Origin of the sequence: Halomonas sp. MES3-P3E, from assembly GCF_002836035.1 — a bacterium.
Classification (GTDB): Bacteria; Pseudomonadota; Gammaproteobacteria; order Pseudomonadales; family Halomonadaceae; genus Vreelandella; species Vreelandella arctica.
This window is the reverse complement of record NZ_PJBT01000190.1, coordinates 52,733-71,319: the sequence shown is the minus strand read 5'-3', so window position 1 is coordinate 71,319 and position 18,587 is coordinate 52,733. Positions and strand designations below refer to the sequence as shown.

14 protein-coding genes and 1 pseudogene are annotated in these 18,587 nt (G+C 55.2%); 4 read left to right on the top strand and 11 right to left on the bottom strand.

The features are described 5' to 3' along the window. Positions 1-90: 90 nt before the first annotated feature. Positions 91-957, bottom strand: coding sequence for a cation diffusion facilitator family transporter (locus tag CXF87_RS18670; RefSeq protein ID WP_101147737.1), 867 nt, complete (start codon positions 955-957; stop codon positions 91-93). 115 nt (positions 958-1,072) lie between these two features. Here CXF87_RS18670 and CXF87_RS18665 point away from each other — a divergent pair, with 115 nt between their 5' ends. Beyond that, on the top strand, positions 1,073-1,942 hold the full coding sequence (locus CXF87_RS18665) for a LysR family transcriptional regulator (protein ID WP_101147736.1): 870 nt from the start codon (positions 1,073-1,075) through the stop codon (positions 1,940-1,942). 221 nt (positions 1,943-2,163) lie between these two features. After that, a complete protein-coding gene (locus CXF87_RS18660; protein ID WP_101147735.1) occupies positions 2,164-3,573 on the top strand; it encodes a PhoH family protein in 1,410 nt (469 codons plus the stop codon). Between the two features lie 75 nt (positions 3,574-3,648). Here CXF87_RS18660 and CXF87_RS18655 read toward each other — a convergent pair. The 10 genes and pseudogenes from CXF87_RS18655 to CXF87_RS18605 all read right to left on the bottom strand — a co-directional run bounded on the left by CXF87_RS18655 (position 3,649) and on the right by CXF87_RS18605 (position 16,663). Continuing rightward, a pseudogene (locus tag CXF87_RS18655) lies at positions 3,649-4,633 on the bottom strand (YihY/virulence factor BrkB family protein). A gap of 63 nt (positions 4,634-4,696) precedes the next feature. Then, positions 4,697-6,469, bottom strand: coding sequence for a complex I subunit 5 family protein (locus tag CXF87_RS18650; RefSeq protein WP_101147734.1), 1,773 nt, complete (start codon positions 6,467-6,469; stop codon positions 4,697-4,699). Next, on the bottom strand, positions 6,466-7,971 hold the full coding sequence (locus tag CXF87_RS18645) for a complex I subunit 5 family protein (protein ID WP_101147733.1): 1,506 nt from the start codon (positions 7,969-7,971) through the stop codon (positions 6,466-6,468). Before CXF87_RS18645 ends, CXF87_RS18650 begins: the two co-directional genes overlap by 4 nt. Further along, a complete protein-coding gene (locus CXF87_RS18640; RefSeq protein WP_101147732.1) occupies positions 7,968-9,458 on the bottom strand; it encodes a complex I subunit 5 family protein in 1,491 nt (496 codons plus the stop codon). The genes CXF87_RS18645 and CXF87_RS18640 overlap by 4 nt, the downstream gene beginning before the upstream one ends. Continuing rightward, a complete protein-coding gene (locus tag CXF87_RS18635) occupies positions 9,455-10,135 on the bottom strand; it encodes a hydrogenase subunit MbhD domain-containing protein (protein WP_101147731.1) in 681 nt (226 codons plus the stop codon). Before CXF87_RS18635 ends, CXF87_RS18640 begins: the two co-directional genes overlap by 4 nt. Before the next feature lie 40 nt (positions 10,136-10,175). Beyond that, a complete protein-coding gene (locus CXF87_RS18630) occupies positions 10,176-10,841 on the bottom strand; it encodes an alpha/beta hydrolase (RefSeq protein WP_101147730.1) in 666 nt (221 codons plus the stop codon). Between the two features lie 91 nt (positions 10,842-10,932). Beyond that, complete coding sequence (locus CXF87_RS18625; protein WP_101147729.1) at positions 10,933-12,702, bottom strand: SLC13 family permease; 1,770 nt, start codon at positions 12,700-12,702, stop codon at positions 10,933-10,935. Positions 12,703-13,025: 323 nt separating this feature from the next. Further along, entirely contained in the window at positions 13,026-13,229 is a 204-nt protein-coding gene (locus tag CXF87_RS18615; RefSeq protein ID WP_008958127.1) for a cold-shock protein, read from the bottom strand. A gap of 219 nt (positions 13,230-13,448) precedes the next feature. Then, on the bottom strand, positions 13,449-15,131 hold the full coding sequence (locus CXF87_RS18610) for a GMC family oxidoreductase (protein WP_101147727.1): 1,683 nt from the start codon (positions 15,129-15,131) through the stop codon (positions 13,449-13,451). A 20-nt stretch (positions 15,132-15,151) separates the two neighbouring features. Beyond that, entirely contained in the window at positions 15,152-16,663 is a 1,512-nt protein-coding gene (locus CXF87_RS18605) for a CoA-acylating methylmalonate-semialdehyde dehydrogenase (RefSeq protein WP_101147726.1), read from the bottom strand. Between the two features lie 166 nt (positions 16,664-16,829). On the opposite strand from CXF87_RS18605, the gene CXF87_RS18600 reads away from it, so the two are divergent. Both CXF87_RS18600 and msrA read left to right on the top strand, forming a co-directional pair. After that, entirely contained in the window at positions 16,830-17,744 is a 915-nt protein-coding gene (locus tag CXF87_RS18600; RefSeq protein WP_101147725.1) for a LysR family transcriptional regulator, read from the top strand. Positions 17,745-17,837: 93 nt separating this feature from the next. Then, complete coding sequence (gene msrA / locus CXF87_RS18595) at positions 17,838-18,464, top strand: peptide-methionine (S)-S-oxide reductase MsrA (RefSeq protein ID WP_101147724.1); 627 nt, start codon at positions 17,838-17,840, stop codon at positions 18,462-18,464. Positions 18,465-18,587: the final 123 nt, after the last annotated feature.

Sequence of the window (18,587 nt, the reverse complement as noted above, 5' to 3'; positions counted from 1 at the left end):
CCCTCAACGTATCAATATTAGGCCGACACCTATTGTCGGTAGCGCCAAATAGCATTGGTTTAAACAGAACGTCAATATTTTTCGTACATCTTAGCCAGCAACCAGTGTCAGGCTTGTCACCGGGCGCAGATTTAGCCGCTTACAACGCTGCTCTACGCTATCGACAATTTCTTGGGCATCATTGAACTGCTGTTTGTCGAGCTGGATATCCACCATCAGAAAACTGCCCACCTGGGCCAGACGCACATCGTCGGCGCAAACATCAAAATCGGCGACATCTTGCACCACATTCTGGCGCACGCTGCTGCATGAGCCGCCAAACATAAGCTCACGTAATGCCCCTTTCACCATCCTGATCGGCATAGGTAAGAAATAGCCTGCAATGATCAGCACCATCACAGGATCGGCAAAGCGCGCATAGCTGGCCCAGGGCGACTGAGTTAACACCCAAGTAAGCCCAAATCCAAGCATGACAGCGGCACTCAGCCAGGTATCCATCTGCCACTGGCGTAACTCGGCGGCTAACAGCGAGGAGCGCGCGACACGAGCGTAGCGCGCCAGCCACCACCAGGTTAATAAACAGCCCGTTACGTTGACTACGCCAAACATCAGCGCCAAGTCCAGCGTCACCAGACGGCCACCATCAAGCAGGCTCCACAGGGCGGACACTAGCGACACGATACAAACCATAGCGATCACTACGCCTTTGAGCAGCACCGCAAGCGGCTCCACCGTCAGCCGCCCAAAGGGGTAGTGATCATCCGCCGGTTTGCGCGCCTGCTTGAGGGCATACAGCGATAACGATGCCAACACTAAGCTCAATAGCGAATAGCCACTATCAAATAGGATGGTGATTGAACCGCTGGTAAGCCCTAGCGCAAGCCCGGTAAACGCAAACAGGCTAGCTGAAATGGCTGAGAATTTTAGCGCACGGCGCTCGGCAACAAAGGGGGTCACGCGGATAACTCCATAGCATTAGTCAAATTGTGGGCCATAATAGAAGGGAGTGATAACAATCACGAATCGCTCAGCGCCAAGTTAAATGGCGCTCAACGAGTCCAGCGGAACGATTATGCGTGCGGAACAGGTTCAAGCCTTTATTGATGTTACCGAACATGGCTCTTTTGCCGCCGCGGCGCGGCATACCGGTCTCAAGCGGAGCACCCTTAGCGCTGCGGTTAATGCGTTAGAGGACAGCCTGGGAGTGGCGCTATTTGAGCGCTCTGGCAATAGCCTCACCCTCACCGCCGTAGGCGATAGCGTACTGCCCGACTGCTACCGGTTACTCACCAGCGCCAGCCGGATCAAAAAGCACTGCCACCAGCATTTGCAGGGCGTTGAAAGCCAACTCTGCATTGCCCGCGATGACGCTTTGCCTGAAGTTTTTTGGCGTCAGGTGATGCATGACCTAAAACAGCAGTTTCCGCTCACCGCGATTTCGGTTTATTTGGTACCTCCTCAGGAGCATACCCAGTTTGTGCAGCGCCAAACGGTGGATATTGCCTTTGGCCTGTACACCGCTGAAGGCATTGACGCCAACGCCGCCAACCTAGCACCGGTCAGCATGCGTTTAGTGGCCGCGCCTCAACACCCGCTGAGTCGCCTGCCTAGCGTTAACCGCGACGACTTAGCTCAGTACACCCAAGTGTGTTTAACCCACGTGCAGGATGACAAGCTGATCAGTGAAGCACTGTTTTCAGGCAATTATCTTGGGCTAACGATGTTTGAGGTCATTCGCGACGCCGTTATCAACGCAACCGGTTGGGCGCTACTGCCTTACCCGCTGGTTAAAGGTGCCCTGGAGGCGGGCACACTGTGCACGCTTAACCATGACCTTGCGTTAGATAGTCACTACTACCGCTACGTTGAGAGCGACAACCGCGGCGTGGTTGCCACTGCCTTATTGACGAAAGTGGCACACTTCTTAGCCTCCCAGAACTGATACACAGAACTAACACACAGAACTAACACACAGAACCGGCTGACATATCGTTGAAATCTTTTTTGTGGCGAAAAACACCAAAGCCTTCCACGCTATTAAAAATAGCTAAATAAGGAGCCGCCAGGACACGCCACGTGAGGGAGACACAGGCAAGTGTCATCTAGGCGTAATACGCACCTGCCAGTGTCGAAGTTGCCGTCAACCAAGGAGTGATTCCAACGATGGTACGACTCGATAAGAAAGCCACTCGGCTGTATGTGTTGGACACCAATGTCCTCATTCATGACCCCGCCGCGCTTTATCACTTTGATGAGCACGATGTCGTTATCCCCATGACAGTTCTGGAGGAGCTTGATAAGCACAAAAACGGTGTTCGTGAAATCGCTCGCACGGCTCGCCAAATCAGCCGTACGCTCTCTGACCTTACTAGCCAAGTCACCTTTGACGAGATCCAACGCGGCATTTCGATTCCACGCATCAGCGGCGAAACAGGACGCCTGCACTTCTTATGCTATAGCGACTTAAAACTTTTTGACGCCCTAGATGATAGCCCAGACAACCGCATACTGGCGGAGACCTGCCGCCTACGCGAAGAACGCCCCGACGCCTCCGTCATCCTGGTCACCAAGGATATTAACCTCCGTGTAAAAGCCGCTGCATTGAAAGTACCGGTTGAAGATTACCTTAACGACCGAGCTTTCTCCGACAGCGACGCCATGATCGAAGGCGCACAGGTTTACGCCTCAGCAGGCCATGATGGTGCGTCACTCTGGGAAACGTTGAATGTAGATGTGACCGTTGAACGCGTTGGTCACCATACGTTCTATCAGCTCACTGGGAATATGCCCCGCCAATGGCACGTTGGCATGCTGGTCTCGGATAGCGAAAACGGCGCCGAGTTTGAGGCGATCATTCGTGAACTGGGGCCTTCCTCGGCTCGTCTGCAACTGCTGACTAACTACCGCCATCACGCAGGTGTCTGGGGCGTCCACGCTCACGACAGCCGGCAAAATTTCACCTTAAACCTTCTGATGGACCCCGATATTGACCTAGTGACCATTGCGGGTAATGCCGGTACGGGTAAAACCTTTATGACTCTGGCCGCCGCCTTTCAGCAGACGCTGGATGCCAAGCTGTTTGAGCGCATTGTGTTTACCCGCGCGCCGATTCCGATGGGTGAAGATATTGGCTTTCTACCCGGCACCGAAGAGGAGAAGATGTCGCCGTGGATGGGGGCCTTCCACGACAATATGGACAACCTGTTACGCAATGAGGAGGGAGAATCAAGCTGGGACAACGGCGCCACGCGGCAGTTGATTGGCTCGCGGGTACAAATACGCTCACCGAGCTTTATGCGCGGCCGCACCTTAAACGACACTTTTTTAATCATTGATGAGGCACAAAACTTTACTCCCAAACAGCTCAAGTCACTGGTCACCCGGGCGGGGCGCAATACGAAGATTGTCTGTCTGGGCAACGTTGGGCAGATCGATACGCCGTATCTCACGGCTAACACCTGCGGCATGGCAGCGGTAGTTGAGCGCTTTCGTGATTGGCCCCACGCCGGGCACATCACACTGAAAAGCGTTGAACGTTCACGCTTGGCGCTGGCAGCGGAGGAGTTGTTATAAAGTACATCTATTAAAGATGATTCCCCCTCCTGCCTCAGGGGTAGGAGGGGCCTTACCCTGTCCCATGCTCAGCGTCTAACTCTCTGAATCGCCGGTCGACCCCATATCCGGCCGGGGGGCACCAATCGTATCAGCGGCAAACGCTTCACGCTCACCTAGCGGACGCGACTCCCCCGTTGTGGTGTCGTTATAGGTTTGACGCTCCATTTCGCAATTAACTTCCGCACCAAACAGCACCACAAATGCAGACAACCAAAACCAGATCATGAGTGCCACGACGGCACCTAGCGATCCATAAAGCTCGCTGAAAGTTGAGAAATAGCGCACATAGAGCGAAAGTGCGCCGGAACCCAATAGCCACATCACCGTTGCCAGAAGCGTGCCATAGCTTAACCAGCTCCACTGCGCGGACCGTCGATAAGGCGCATAGCGGTAAAGCAGTGCGATCAGCATGCTCATCATGAACAGCAACGCTGGCCAGCGTAGCCATTGAAGGATCTTATCCAACGGCGGATCAATCGCCAGGGAGTTAACCACCACCGGCACGATGGCGATAAAACCCAGCGAAATCAGCGTCATAATAATCAAGCCAAAGGTCAGTGATACCAATACCGTACTGCGGTGTAACAGGCTGCGCTTTTCAGTTTCGCCATACACCACGTTTAGGCCGATCACCAACACCGCCACCCCCTTCGAGGCAATAAACATTGCAATCAACAGTCCGGCGAGGGCACCCAAAAAGTTACCTGACTCCGCACTTTCAACCACCTGCTGAGCCTGTTGATCAATCAATTTAGCGGCATCGGGGGGGCATGAAACGACTAATCTCATACAGTTGCTGGCCTGCTTCATAAGGGTCAAACAGCAGACCCCAGAGTGAAATCACCGCGGCGATAGTGGGGAACAATGCCAGCAACGCGTAGAAAGCCACGCCTGCGGCCAACATGGTAATACGGTTTCGGCGAGCGGCTCGTACCACACGCCAGGCAATATCGTGCCAGCCACGCTGCGGGATATCGCCGGGCACCAGAGCGCGCCGACCCCGCGCAAGCTTACCCACAGAGAGCTCCTGATAAATGCCTGCTTAGGTGCGTTCCAAACAACTGTTTTTCTAACAGACGTATCATTGCTGGCCTTCCCACATCATTAGCGCCGCTAGTAGTACGGCAAGCATCATCATTAAACCGCTAGTATGGTGACGCAACCAGGACTCCCCCGACAATAGCCGAGTTAAATGGCCCATCAACGTCTCTTCGGCTTTTTGAGCGGTTACCACGCTTGCCGATTTCAGTCGGCCGCAGCCGTGACCCAAAGCCCGGATAGGCACCAGCACAGCGCCAATAACAAATGCATAGAGCCACCATAGATCGCCCGCGGGAAGCGTTTTGCCCTTCAATGGGCGCGTTAGGAACCACCCCACCACCGCGAGCAGTACGCCTACCGGAAATGGCCACATGATCCCCTGCCACTCTTTCAGCGGCGGCATCTCGATGCTGCCAGCAGGCAGGGGAAGCCAAAGCGGCGTCAACAACGCTGCGATGATGGCCACTAACCAGGCGCCCCTCTGCTCTAGGTTGCTGCCCCCTTTATGACGTTGCTGCCACTGTCGCCAGAGGGCAACGCTCACCAGCGCCGCAGTGCCCACAGCGGCCCAACTGAGCAGCTTGATCAGCGACTCATGGTGCATTTCATAGAGCGGACCTTTCACTCCCCACTTGCTAACCATGCCCGCGCCGATAGCGCCCGACAGCGATATACCGGGCAGCGCTAGCAGTGCCCATATCAATGGTAGCGGCCAGCGCGGTAAATGCTCGCTGATACTGGTGCCCATAAACAGCGAGCCTTTTGCCAGCGCGTGATGAGCAGCAAACAGCACTAAACCTGGCCACAGCAGCGGCCATACGTCTGGCGCGACCAATCCCATCGCCACCAGGGCGGTCATCATGCCCATCTGGCTAATACTGGAGTAGGCCAATACGGCTTTTGGATGGCGCTGAAAGACGCCATACAGCGCGGCGCCAAATGCTGCCGCCAAGCCTACGATCAACATACCGTTGCCAAACTGGGCTAGCGGTTCTGACACTTGCTCATTACCTAATGGCAGTACACTAATCCAGCCTAGCAACCCGGCCTTAATCATCGCCCCGCTCAGCACGGCACTGGCTGGCGCAGGCGCTACCGGATGCGCCAACGGCAGCCATACATGCAAACCGATTACGCCTGCTTTTACGCCAAACCCCAAACACAGCAAGGCGGCCATCCAGGCGCCATGCTCGGCGACCAGGATGCCCTCACGCACACCTTGTAACAAAAGCGTGTCGGCCTCTCCTGCCGCCCATAAAAACCCACCTAAAATGAGCCCTTCACCAACGACGGCTAATATCAAATAAGCCTTGGCACCCAGCTTGGCCTCGTCTGTACCGCTATGTACCACCAAGGCGTAGGCGGCGAAGGTCATCAGCGCAAAACCTAAATAGAAACTGGCGATATCCTGGGCAATGACCAGCAGCACGTTGCCCAGCAGGGTTAATGGCCACAGCACCGAAAGCCTTAGCAAGCGCCGCTGTGCGTCCTGATCCCCCGCTTGGGCCTTCTCCTGCTCCGCCGCAAAATAGCCTCTGGCATGAAGGGCGGCGATGCTCCAAAGCAACGCAGTAAATGCAAGCCATGGTCGGCTTAGCGAGTTTAGCTCCCATTCGCCACCCAGCATCCAGGCATCGATTGTCCAGTGCGCCTCCCCGCCATAGGCCAACAATAGCGCTGGCCAAGCAGCGCTTAGCCATAACACTGAAAAATAGCCCCGCTGTGCGGCGGGGGTACGGTAGGCATTCCACACCGCGCCACCCGCAACGCCAAGCGGCCAAAGCAGTGCCAACACCAGCAGCAATGTCATCATGGCAGATACTCCCCGGACGCCACGCGAGCGGCCCAATCCAAGGGGCTAAAGGGGAGCCCGGCAAATAACCCCGCGCCCAGGCTGACCATAGCGGTAAACACCATGGGCCAAAGCAGCCAGCCATGGGTTTCTAAACGGCCTAAACGCTGCTCTTTGGGCCAACTGCCTTTGCCATGGGATGGCCCCAGTCGAAACCACAAGCGGTGTACAATCGGCAAAAAGTAGATGGCGTTGAGCGTGCTGCTCGCTACCAATACGGCAACGACCCAGTACATTTCGGCCTGAATCGCACCGACTCCGAGATACCACTTGGTAATAAACCCAGCCACGGGAGGTAGGCCAATCATGCCTAACGCGCCAATGGTGAACGCAATGCTGGTCAGTGGCATACGCTTACCGGCACCATCCATTTCGTCAATGCGATGGATCCCCAACTCTTCGGCGTAGTTACCGGCACAGAAGAACAGCGTGACCTTCATTAAACCCTGGTGAAGCAAGTGTGCTAGCGCCCCGACAGTACCAAAAGGGCCAAACAGGCCTATCCCAAGAATGATGTAGGAGACTTGGCTGACGGTAGAAAACGCCAGACGTGGTTTCAATTCCTCCTGGGCAATCGCCCTTAAAGAACCGTAAATAATCGTGATGGACGCTGCCACTGCCAACACGGTAATCACACCCAGCTCTACGCTCAGCTCAATACCGTAGAGGTCGTAAACAACCCGCAGAATGCCGAAAGCCCCCGCCTTAACCACCGCCACCGCATGCAACAGCGCACTCACTGGCGCAGGCGCCACCATCGCTCTCGGTAGCCATCCATGCAGTGGCACCATGGCAGCCTTTACCGCAAGCCCACCTACTAACAGGGTAAATATCAGCGTTAGCAGTCCACGATGATCGTTTAAATAGTCGCCCAAGCCCTCTTCAGAAGAGAACGATTGGTCCCCTGTCAGGGTATACAGCAGCACCGCAGCCAGCAGCAGTACCACGCCCGCGCTTAGCGTGTAGCGCAAATAGACGCGTCCTGCATTGAGGGCTTGCTGCGTACCGTTGTGCACCACCAACGGGTAGGTGGAGAGCGTCAACATTTCGTAGAAAATCAGAAAGGTAAACAGGTTATCAGCCAGCGCAATACCGATCGTGCTGGCGACGCAGAGGCTGAAGAAGCCAAAGAAACGCTTTCGATTAGCAGAACCTTCCAGGTAACCAATGGCGTAAATGGTGGTACATAGCCACAGCAGCGATGACAGCCCGGCAAACATCACCCCTAGTGCATCGGTACGCAGTACGAAATCAAGGCCACCAATGACTTGAAAGCTAAAAATGTCTTCATGCCCGGCGGCGACCCGCCTGACCATCAGGGTGACTAGAATAATCTTAAACACCGCTGCCACGAGGTTAATGGTCGTACGGAGCCGCCTAGCCTCTTCAGGCAGTGTAAAAATAGTCACGGCGACCAGCAACGAAGTGGCCAAAGCGGTTAACGGTAACCACGCGGCGTTCATGGGCTTCCTCCATGCATCAATTCCAGCGGAAAATGTGCTAGTAGCCCAAGCGCGAAAGCAGTTAATGCGAGAGACAGTGCAATGAAGTCCATACCCGGCGCCAACGGCTGATACCGATGGCGCGGCGCCGTCTCATCAAAGGAGTAGCGAAACATGCGAAAAATATAGGCTGCAGTCAGCAGCGTACCGGTTAATAGCGCTGCCACCGCCCACCACTGCTCAGTAATGATCATCGCCTGAAGCAGCATCCACTTAGCCGTGAAGCCAGCACTCGGTGGCAGGCCCATTAGGGTGATCGAGGCAATGCCAAACACTAATAGTGAAAGCGGCAAACGGCGACTGGTGCCGGCCAACCCTTTAAGCGTGCTCTCGCCAGTGGCCAATATCAGGTTGCCAGCAGCCATGAACATAGCCGCTTTGGCAAAGGCATGACCCATTAATTGCAGCCAAAAACCCTCCCAAGCCAAGGCACGCGGTAACGGTGCGATATCCGGCCCCAGTAACAGAGGGAAAGCCACCATCAGATAGCCCAACTGCGCAACGGTTGAGGAAGCGACCAAGGTTTTAAGCGAGTCTGTTCGCCAAGCCAACAGCCCACCCCATACGATCGCCAACATGCCCAACCAGGCGATCACACGCGGAGCGAAGAACGTATCCGGCAGCAGGATGCTCCAGAGCTGCAGCAGCATGAACAGCGATGCCTTGATCACCAGTGCGGCATGCAGCGAGCTCACCGGTGTCCAGGCATTCTCGTGCACGGGGGTCAGCCACGCATGTAAGGGAAATAGTGCAGCTTTTAAAGCAAGCCCGGCGCCTATTAGCGCGGCGGCGAACCATGCAACTGGACCTGGCTCTACTACCTCGGCTAAGCCCTGCAAATCCAACCGCCCCCAGTGGCCTAAAATCAGCGCCACGCCGAGCAGGTAAGTGAGCGACCCGACCAGTGCCAAGAGTAAATAGCGCATCCCCGCCACGATGGCTGGAACTTTCCCTGAAAGCATCAACATGCCCACCGCTGCCAGTCCCATTAACTCCAGGGCGATATACAGGGTGAGCAAGTCGGTGGCTAACCAAATTAACGAAAGCGCACTCAACAAAACGCCCATCAAAGGCCATAGCCAGCGTGCCAGCGGCCCGGTTTCGCTCAGTCGTAAATAGCCAGGGGTATAAAGCGCCGCAGCAACGCCGATCAACTGTGTTGTTAATAGCAGCAGCACACTCAGCCCGTTTAAGCGTAGCGACAGGTGAATACCGGCCACTTCCCACTGCCAGCGCAGTAGCCCCGCCTGTTCAAAGGCAGCCAGCAGCATCACTCCAGACGCCAATACTGGCAGGCTAGCGAGCACAACGGGAAAGGCACGCTTAGGGGGAAACAGGGCGGCTAACAGACCCAAAAGCAGCGGCAAACCCAAGGCGCCTATTAGTGCCCAGTGGGTGCTGAAAAGAGGTTCAAAAGTGCTATCGAAGAGACCAAACCGCCAGATCATGAAGTGCGCTCCTTGAGGGCGCCGTCACGCCCCAAGGCCTTGACCCCTTCCAGATGTAACAACTGCCTTATCAACAGTGCTCCAAGCATCGACCCCAGCCACGCAACAAGAAGCCCCACGCTGATCAACGCTTGGGCAGCCGCAGAGGTGCCCGCCACGCCAGCCAGCAGCATAAACACCCCAGAGCCAAGAATATTGAACGCCAGCAAACGGCGCAGCAGATGACGATGCAACGCAAACGCCCCCAAGGCACTGGCCGCAATCAACACGCCCGCTAAAAGCAACGGATGCTCCGAAGGTGAATACACCATGTCGGCGATGACATAACGAATAGCCGCGCCGACCATGACAAACCAAGCCAGCGCCAACACTACGCGCATGGCCACCCGTGACCAAGGCTCATTGAATGTATCGTGTTTAAGAGGCGATGAAGCGCCAGGAGAAAGATGCCCCAGCGCATAGAAAAAGCAGGGGCCCGTCAGCATTACTCCCAACAACAGCTCTGCCGCTGCCAGCCAGGGCGCATCAAGTTGCCACCAAGCCAACACCATCGAGACTGCAAACACGACGAAGAAACAACAGGCGCGAATCAGATGGCGATCAAACAGGCACACAAACGCCGACCCCGTTAAACACAGCGCCAGCAGCACTTCTATTGCGTCAAAGGAAGCTATCATTCGTTTTCGCTACATCCTTGCATCGGTCACGAATAAGCGCTCAGCTTAGGCGAGTACTTAGCCACTTTCCAATATCGTTAACCTGCTGCGGGCAGAGCGCATGCGCCATGGGGTATTGGCGATAATTGACCGCGTAGCCCATCGCTTTTAGGCGATCGGCGCCGCTGCGGCCCAGGCTCTCGGGCACAATCGGATCAAAATTACCGTGCTGCACTTCCACCGGAATCTGACGATTGGCTTCTGCGAGAACGATATTGTCTGCTGTCGCAAAGTAGGTCGACATCGCTAAGAGTCCGCCCAGCGGCGCGGGAAAAGTAAGCGCTGCGTGATAGGCAACCGCGCCCCCTTGTGAAAAACCCGCCACAATAATGCGCTGGCTGTCGATACCCTGGTCGATTTGCTCTTGGATCAGCGCCTGGATTCGTTCAGCAGATTTCTTAAGCTGGCTCTCGTCTACCCTGCGCCCCAAATCCATGGCAAGAATATCGTACCAAGCGGGCATCACCATGCCGCCATTAATCGTCACCGGCAGGCGCGGTGCATGGGGCATAATAAAGCGCACATGTGCCGATTTGGGCAACCCTAACGCCGGCACCAGCGGTTCAAAATCGTGACCGTCCGCACCTAAGCCGTGAATAATAAACACACACGCATCGGCGGGTTGACCATCTTTCGGTTCAATAATCAGTTCGCCAGGAGCAGTCATGAAATCGTATTCCTTATCTAAAAAGCGCCACCCTAGCGCAAACCAGCGTTTACCGCGAGCGGCAGTCCGCTTAAAAAAATGCGTTCTCAACTTAAAAGGGCCACACCAGGGGAATCAAGAGTAGCGCTATCGCGCCGGTCAGTATATTCAAACCGCTCCCCAGACGAAGAAAATCGCTGACCCGATAGCCGCCGGGGCCATACACCATCAGATTGGTTTGATAGCCGATAGGGGTTAAAAAGCTCGCCGAAGCGGCAAACATGACCGCCACTACATAGGGCATTGGGCTAACGCCCAAACTTTCTGCGGCACTCATCACCACTGGGAAAATAATCACCGCTGCTGCGTTATTGGTCACCAGCTCCGTGAGTAGCACGACCACGCAATAGGTGCCGATCAACAGCAGTAAAGGATTCCCCGCCACAAAAGTGAGTACCCCACCCGCCATCGCTTGCGCAGCACCGGAGCTCTGCAGCGCGGCACCCACACCAAAAGAAGCAGCAATCGTAAGTAGCACCTGTGTATCCAGGCCGCGCTTGGCTGCCCCCACAGAGCAACACCCCGTAAGAAGCGCTAATGCCGCCCCTAACATGGCGGCGTTGAGCATACTCAGTACGCCTAAGGCAGCGAGTAGCACGGCCCCTAACAGCAGGCCCCATGCTAGCGGTGCTTTTTCGTGTATGGGCCGGGCGGCGCCATTCAGCTCGCTAATCAATAAGAAGTCGCGTGACTGACGATGACGCTCAATAAACGGTGGTCGTGCTTCCAGCAGCAGAACGTCTGCAGGCTGTAACCGCACTTGGCCCAGGTTGCCTTTCACGCGCTCGCCACCTCGGCAGATCGCCAGCACCGCCGCCCCATACAAGGTTCTGAAGTGGCCGTCGCGAATACGCTGACCGATAAACTGGCACTGATTAGAAACCACCGCCTCAACCAAACGGCGCTCCTTGAACTCTTTCTCCAGACTGGACGTATCATCCCGTGAAGGAATCAAACCACGAATTTGCTGCAACTCCACTGCGGCATCGGAGGTCCCCGCAAACACCAGCCGGTCACCGCCTTTTAACTGTTCACCAGGGCCAACCACACTCACCACGTTGCCTGCGCGCTCAATTTCAACCAGAAACAGCTCCTGTAAGTGGCGCAGTCCCGCTTCTTCAACGCTGCGGTCAACCAGCACGCCCGCCGGGTCGACCTCCATTTCAATGGTGAACTCGCGGGGGTTGGCGAACGCATTGGCCACCCCTTCTCGGGAAGGCAGTAAACGCGGCCCAAGTACGATCAGATAAACCAGCCCCACCACTGCCACAGGAATACCCACCCAGGCTAAATCTAACAGCCCCATACCCAGTTCGGGGTAGCGTTCTAACAACAGCCCATGCACCACTAAATTAGTGCTGGTACCAAATAAAGTAATCGTCCCGCCTAGAATAGACGCAAAACTAAGCGGCATCAGGAGTCGCTGGGGAGATAATCGCAGCCTACGACTCCAGCTCATGACGGCAGGAATGTAGGTGGCGACCACGGGCGTATTATTAACAAAGGCGCTGAGTGTCGCGACGGGTAGTAGTAGGCGGATGAGCGCACCTCTTTCTTTAACAGGGCGTCCAAGCACATAGCGGATAATCAGATCGATACCGCCAGTTTCACGAATGCTGGCTACCAGCACATACATAAAGGCAACGGTAAACAGACCGCTATTGGAAAAGCCTCCCAGCGCCTGCTGTGGGTCAATCACACCCAGCGTCATCAACACAATCACCGCGCCCAGCAGAATGATATCCGGCCCTAGACGTGAAAACGCCATGAGCGGAAAAATGGTCAGCACCACCGTGACTGCAATCCAAGCATCAACCGACATCACCACAACACCCTCAATAAATAAACATGAGGTATTGTGAGGCCAGCTTCATATTCTAAAAAGTTATTTTTAGAAACATTTAAAGATCAAAATGGAATATATAAATGTGAGGTGTGAGGTGTGAGGTGTGAGGTGTGAGGTGTGAGGTGTGAGGTGTGAGGTGTGAGGTGTGAGGTGTGAGGTGTGAGGTGTGAGGTGTGAGGTGTGAGGTAGGTATCGTTGCACTCAATCGTATAAATACAAAAAACCCCGCACTTGGCGAGGTTCTTTGGTCAATCAACGCTAGGCGGTGATTGCTAACATCTCAATATTTAAGAATTAACTTAAACAACTTTGATGTTAGAAGCCTGAAGGCCTTTTTTACCCTGGGTGACGTCGAAGGAAACCTTCTGGCCGTCTTGCAGAGATTTGAAACCTTCAGACTGAATTTCAGAGAAATGCGCGAACAAGTCGTCGCCATTGTCGTCAGGAGAAATGAAGCCGAAGCCTTTAGTGTCGTTAAACCACTTAACTGTGCCAGTTGCCATGATCGAAATCCTCGATGTAGCTAATTAAATCCGGGAAATACCCGAAGTGCAGTGGGTAGAACAAGAAACCTTCACCAGATTTAACGCTTGAGGCGCTTCTATGCTGCTGACAACGTTCGACTTGCTAACCAACTGGGGTCATTTTGCGCCTAACCCGCGTGCGCGTCAACACACTTATAATCACGGCTATGCTGGCTCGTGTGACGGTATGTTGGCCGATCATTGAGCGCGCTCAGCAAGGAGCCAACCGGCTGCTTTCTCCGCAATCATCAGCGTGGGTGAGTTGGTATTGCCACTGGTAATCGTCGGCATAATACTCGCATCAGCCACACGTAGCCCGCTAATGCCATGTACTCGCAGCCGACTATCGACTACGGCCATGGCGTCATCTTCACGGCCCATTTTGGCAGTGCCAACAGGATGAAAAATCGTCGTGCCTATATCCCCCGCCAGCCGGGTTAGCTCGTCATCGGTTTGGTACTCAACACCGGGCTTCACTTCTTCTGGAGCGTACTTGGCAAACGCGGTCTGTTCGGCGATCCGCCGGGTGACACGCAGAGAATCCGCGGCCACCTTTCGATCCTCGGGTGTGCTCAGGTAATTGGGCGAAATAGCCGGTGCCTGTCGGGGGTCGCTGCTTTTTAGCCGCACCGTGCCACGACTGGTCGGATTCAAGTTACACACGCTAGCGGTAATCGCCGGGTACGGGTGCAGTGGTTGGCCAAAAGCCTCCAGGCTCAGCGGTTGCACATGGTATTGAATATTGGGGTACGTTTGTTCCTTAGAGCTGCGGGTAAATGCCCCTAACTGTGAAGGCGCCATACTCATAGGCCCAGAGCGCTTAAGCAGGTACTCCAAGCCAATCCCCGCTTTACCTAACAGGGTGCTTGCAATGGCATTCAGGGTTTTGCCATTGGTGATTTTATATATCGAGCGAATCTGCAGATGATCCTGCAGGTTCTCCCCCACCCCGGGCAATTCATGCACTAACTCAACGCCATGTTCGTCTAGCAATCCCCCCGACCCTATGCCGGAAAGCTGAAGTAGATGCGGCGTACCAATAGCGCCTGCGCACAGCACCACCTCGCCGCTCACCATGGCACGCTGCACCTGACCATTCCGCTCCACCTCCACACCTGCGCAGCGCAGCGCCTCCCCACGCTTTTCAAATAGCAGTCGATTGACCTGAGTGGAGTGCCAGAGCGTTAAGTTGTCGCGCTTCAGCGCGGGACGTAAAAACGCCTTGGCTGTATTCCAGCGCCAGCCCGAGCGCTGATTTACTTCAAAATAGGCCACGCCTTCGTTAGAACCACGGTTAAAGTCCTCGGTACGCGGAATGCCTGCCTGGACGGCAGCCTCGGCAAAATCATCCAGCACCTGCCATTTGAGGCGCTGCTTTTCAATCCGCCATTCGCCACCGTGGCCGTGGAAATCTCGATGCTTCGCATCGGCATCACCGCCGCCGTCAAGACGATAGTGATCTTCGTGCTTGATGAAATCGGGTAAGCAGTTCTCCCACCTCCAGGCATCGTCGCCCGCCACCTCAGCCCAGTGGTCGTAATCCCGGGCCTGCCCACGCATGTAAATCATGCCATTGATGCTGGAACAGCCGCCCAGCGTCTTGCCCCGCGGATAGATCAACGAGCGGCCGTTAAGGCCTTTGTCGGGTTCAGTCCGAAACAGCCAGTCGGTACGTGGGTTATTGATGCAGTAGAGGTAGCCCACCGGAATATGAATCCAGTGGTAATTATCGCGCCCGCCCGCCTCTATCAGCAGTACACGGTGGTTGGGGTCGGCACTCAGCCGATTCGCTAGCAGGCACCCGGCGGTGCCTGCTCCCACCACGATATAGTCAAACTCTAAACCCGCATTCGGCGCTGCTTGTGATTGTTGTTGAGCCATTATTGTTATCTCCGCTGAGCTTACTTCGCGGTCGGCATGACGAACTCAGCACCGGCATCAATTGAGTCCGACCAGCGCTGCATAATTGATTTCTGCTTGGTGTAAAAACGCACGCCCTCTTCACCGTAGGCATGAGTATCGCCAAACAAGGAGCGCTTCCAGCCGCCAAAGCCGTGCCACGCCATCGGCACCGGGATAGGCACATTGATCCCCACCATGCCAACCTGAATACGGCGACCAAACTCCCGCGCCACCGTACCGCTTTCAGTGAAGCAACTGACGCCGTTGCCAAACTCGTGATCGTTAATCAACTGGATCGCGGTGGCGATATCCGGCACTCGCACACAGACCAATACGGGGCCAAAGATCTCCTCTTTATAGATCGTCATCTCGGGGGTAACGTTGTCGAACAGCGTGCCGCCCATCCAGAAGCCTTCGGCGCAGCTCTCACCCGCCGCAGAGGCCTCAAAGGTGCGGCCATCGACGACCAGTTCAGCGCCTTCCGCCACGCCTTTTTCGATATAGGCGGTAATCCGCTGGTGGGCTTGGCGGGTCACAATGGGGCCCATTTCCGCATCAAGATGCATACCGTCTTTTACTTTTAGCGCTTTAGCCCGCTCAGCCAGTGCCGGGACGACTTTATCCGCCACGTCGCCGACCAACACCGCCACACTAATCGCCATGCAACGCTCACCGGCAGAGCCGTAGGCGGCGCCGATCAGCGCATCGACTGCTTTATCAAGGTGGGCATCCGGCATCACCACCATGTGATTTTTAGCCCCGCCGAGCGCTTGAATACGCTTGCCATTTCGTGCGCCGCGCTCGTAGATCAAATTGGCAATCGGCGTAGAACCCACAAACGACAACGCCTTAACGTGCGGATGGTCGAGCAGCGCTTCCACCGAATCCTTGTCGCCCTGGACGACGTTGAAAACGCCGTCGGGCAGACCCGCCTGCTTTAGCAGATCGGCCATCAACAGTGAGGCGCTTGGGTCAAGCGGGCTTGGCTTCAAGATAAACGTATTACCCGCCGCAATGGCGAGTGGGAACATCCACATCGGCACCATGGCCGGGAAATTAAATGGCGTTATACCCGCGACCACGCCTAGGGGCTGGCGCATCGTCCAGTTATCGATGCCGGTACTTACCTGCTCGGTATAGTCACCCTTGAGCAACTGGGGAATTCCGCAAGCAAACTCGACAATATCAATACCGCGTGCCACTTCACCCTGGGCATCGGTAAATACTTTACCGTGCTCTTTGGTAATCGCTTCGGCTAGCTCGTCTTTGTGAACATTTAACAGCTCTAGAAACTTGAACATCACACGGGCACGGCGAATGGGCGGTGTGTCGGCCCAGGCCGGAAAGGCAGCTTGAGCCGCTTCAACGGCGGTGTTCACATCTTTTGATGAAGCGAGCGATACACGGCCAGTCACGCTACCGGTGGCGGGGTTAAAAACGTCCTGCGAGTTTGAAGACTCGCCAGCGGTGACCTGGCCATTAATAAAGTGCTGAATCGCTGTTGTTGTCATGGGAGTACCTATTTTAAGAGCGTGGTTTTAAGAGCATATGTTAAATGCTTACGAAAAAGAGCCTGCGTTTAGCCTAGCCTACTGGGCGCTGGGAACAGATCAATTGAGTTATTTAAAAGCCAGTTATAAGCTTTGCTAATATCATTGGCATGCGTTGAGGCCCATCATGCAAGACTACGCGACACTCCGCGCCTTCGTGGCCGTTGCAAGAACGGGCAGCGTCTCGCGCGCCGCTGAACAGTTACATTTGACGCAACCTGCGATCAGCCTAAAGTTGAAGCAGTTACAGGCCAATTTAGGTCTCACGCTGTTTAGTCGCCGCCCCCAGGGCCTAGCGCTGACATCCGATGGCCATGCCCTGCTCCCAGCCGCTGAAAAAGCTCTGGCCAGCGCCCAGGCGTTTGAGCAAACCGCTGGAACGCTGCACAGCACGCTACGCGGCAAGCTCTCCATTGGCACCATCGTTGACCCGGAATTTCTTCGGTTAGGCGCCTTTTTAAGTCGCCTGATGGCACGGGCACCTCAATTAGAAACCGAACTGCAGCATGGAATGAGCGGCAGCGTGCTAAACCGCATCGCACAGGGTGACCTGGATGTCGGCTTTTATCTGGCACCACCTGGTGAAGGCCCTGGATTGAACCAGGGCCATGAGGCACTGGCTTGGCGCGAACTGACCCACTTTGATTATCATGTGATTGCCCCTGCGGGCTGGGAAAACCGACTCATTGATACCCGCTGGGAGCACTTAGCCACGCTGCCCTGGATTGTGACGCCACAGGATTCCGCCCACCATCGGCTGCTGAAGCAAGCACTCGCCAAGAGCGGCGCAGTGCCTAACCGGGTAGCCCAGGTTGACCAAGAAGCCTGTATGTTGGATTTGGTCCGCGCAGGCGTTGGCTTAAGCTTGGCCCGCGACGCCCTGGCAATGACTGAGCGCCAAGAGAGTGGCCTGGCAGTTGCAGACAACATCCGCCTGCCCTGCGCATTAAGCTTTGTATGGCGACACGACAGCACTGCCGAATCGACCGTGAACGCTGCACTCAACACGCTGGACGAAGTATGGCCACATCGCTTGAGCTAGGTTGTCAGAAAAGGGTTGTAAGGAAAGGGAACGCCAAGCCACTAATCGACTCAACATAAACGATGACTCGCCACCGCCACTGGAGTGCTTGCAATGACCCGATTGTCCCTTCTTCGTCCATTCACGCTTAGCGTGTTGGCTGCCGCTGGTCTCGCCAGCACTTCGCTTCAAGCTCAGGCCACTCAAGCGGAGGCCACGTTTGCAGGCGGCTGCTTCTGGTGTATGGAACCCCCTTACGACAACCAACCCGGTGTTAACGCCACCATCTCCGGCTATATCGGCGGCGAACTCGAGAACCCCACTTACGAGGATATCTCCAGGGGTGGTACGGGGCATGCGGAGGTTGTGCAAATCGAATATGACTCAGAGCAGATCAGCTACGAGCAATTGTTGGATATTTTCTGGCGCAACATCGACCCCTTCGCGGTAGATCGTCAGTTTTGCGATGTGGGCGATCAATACCGCTCGGCAATTTTCTATCACGACGAAAGCCAGCGTGAACTCGCCGAAGCCTCCAAAGCGGAAATGGAAGAACGCTTCGACCGGGAAATCGCCACCCAAATAGTACCGGCCACCACCTTCTGGGCGGCCGAGGAGTACCACCAGGATTATTATCAAAAGAACCCCGTTCGCTATAAATTCTATCGCTTCAGCTGTGGGCGCGATGGACGCCTGGAAGAGGTGTGGGGCGAAGAAGCTGGTGGGCCTATGTTTGAATAAACAACTTCTTTAGCATTTTGCAACTTTCTACTTTGATAGCCGCAGCAGCTTATTAGTAGTAAGCATCATAATATGAAGCCCACAGATCAAAAGTCTGTGGGCTTCATTAAACGCTACTACGTT

Coding starts and splice junctions, on each gene's coding strand:
- CXF87_RS18660 (WP_101147735.1), top strand. CDS start 2,164: ATGGTACGACTCGATAAGAAAGCCACTCGGCTGTATGTGTTGGACACC.
- CXF87_RS18605 (WP_101147726.1), bottom strand. CDS start 16,663: ATGACAACAACAGCGATTCAGCACTTTATTAATGGCCAGGTCACCGCT.
- CXF87_RS18610 (WP_101147727.1), bottom strand. CDS start 15,131: ATGGCTCAACAACAATCACAAGCAGCGCCGAATGCGGGTTTAGAGTTT.
- CXF87_RS18625 (WP_101147729.1), bottom strand. CDS start 12,702: ATGTCGGTTGATGCTTGGATTGCAGTCACGGTGGTGCTGACCATTTTT.
- CXF87_RS18600 (WP_101147725.1), top strand. CDS start 16,830: ATGCAAGACTACGCGACACTCCGCGCCTTCGTGGCCGTTGCAAGAACG.
- CXF87_RS18665 (WP_101147736.1), top strand. CDS start 1,073: ATGCGTGCGGAACAGGTTCAAGCCTTTATTGATGTTACCGAACATGGC.
- CXF87_RS18645 (WP_101147733.1), bottom strand. CDS start 7,971: ATGAACGCCGCGTGGTTACCGTTAACCGCTTTGGCCACTTCGTTGCTG.
- CXF87_RS18650 (WP_101147734.1), bottom strand. CDS start 6,469: ATGATGACATTGCTGCTGGTGTTGGCACTGCTTTGGCCGCTTGGCGTT.
- CXF87_RS18640 (WP_101147732.1), bottom strand. CDS start 9,458: ATGATCTGGCGGTTTGGTCTCTTCGATAGCACTTTTGAACCTCTTTTC.
- msrA (WP_101147724.1), top strand. CDS start 17,838: ATGACCCGATTGTCCCTTCTTCGTCCATTCACGCTTAGCGTGTTGGCT.
- CXF87_RS18635 (WP_101147731.1), bottom strand. CDS start 10,135: ATGATAGCTTCCTTTGACGCAATAGAAGTGCTGCTGGCGCTGTGTTTA.
- CXF87_RS18615 (WP_008958127.1), bottom strand. CDS start 13,229: ATGGCAACTGGCACAGTTAAGTGGTTTAACGACACTAAAGGCTTCGGC.
- CXF87_RS18630 (WP_101147730.1), bottom strand. CDS start 10,841: ATGACTGCTCCTGGCGAACTGATTATTGAACCGAAAGATGGTCAACCC.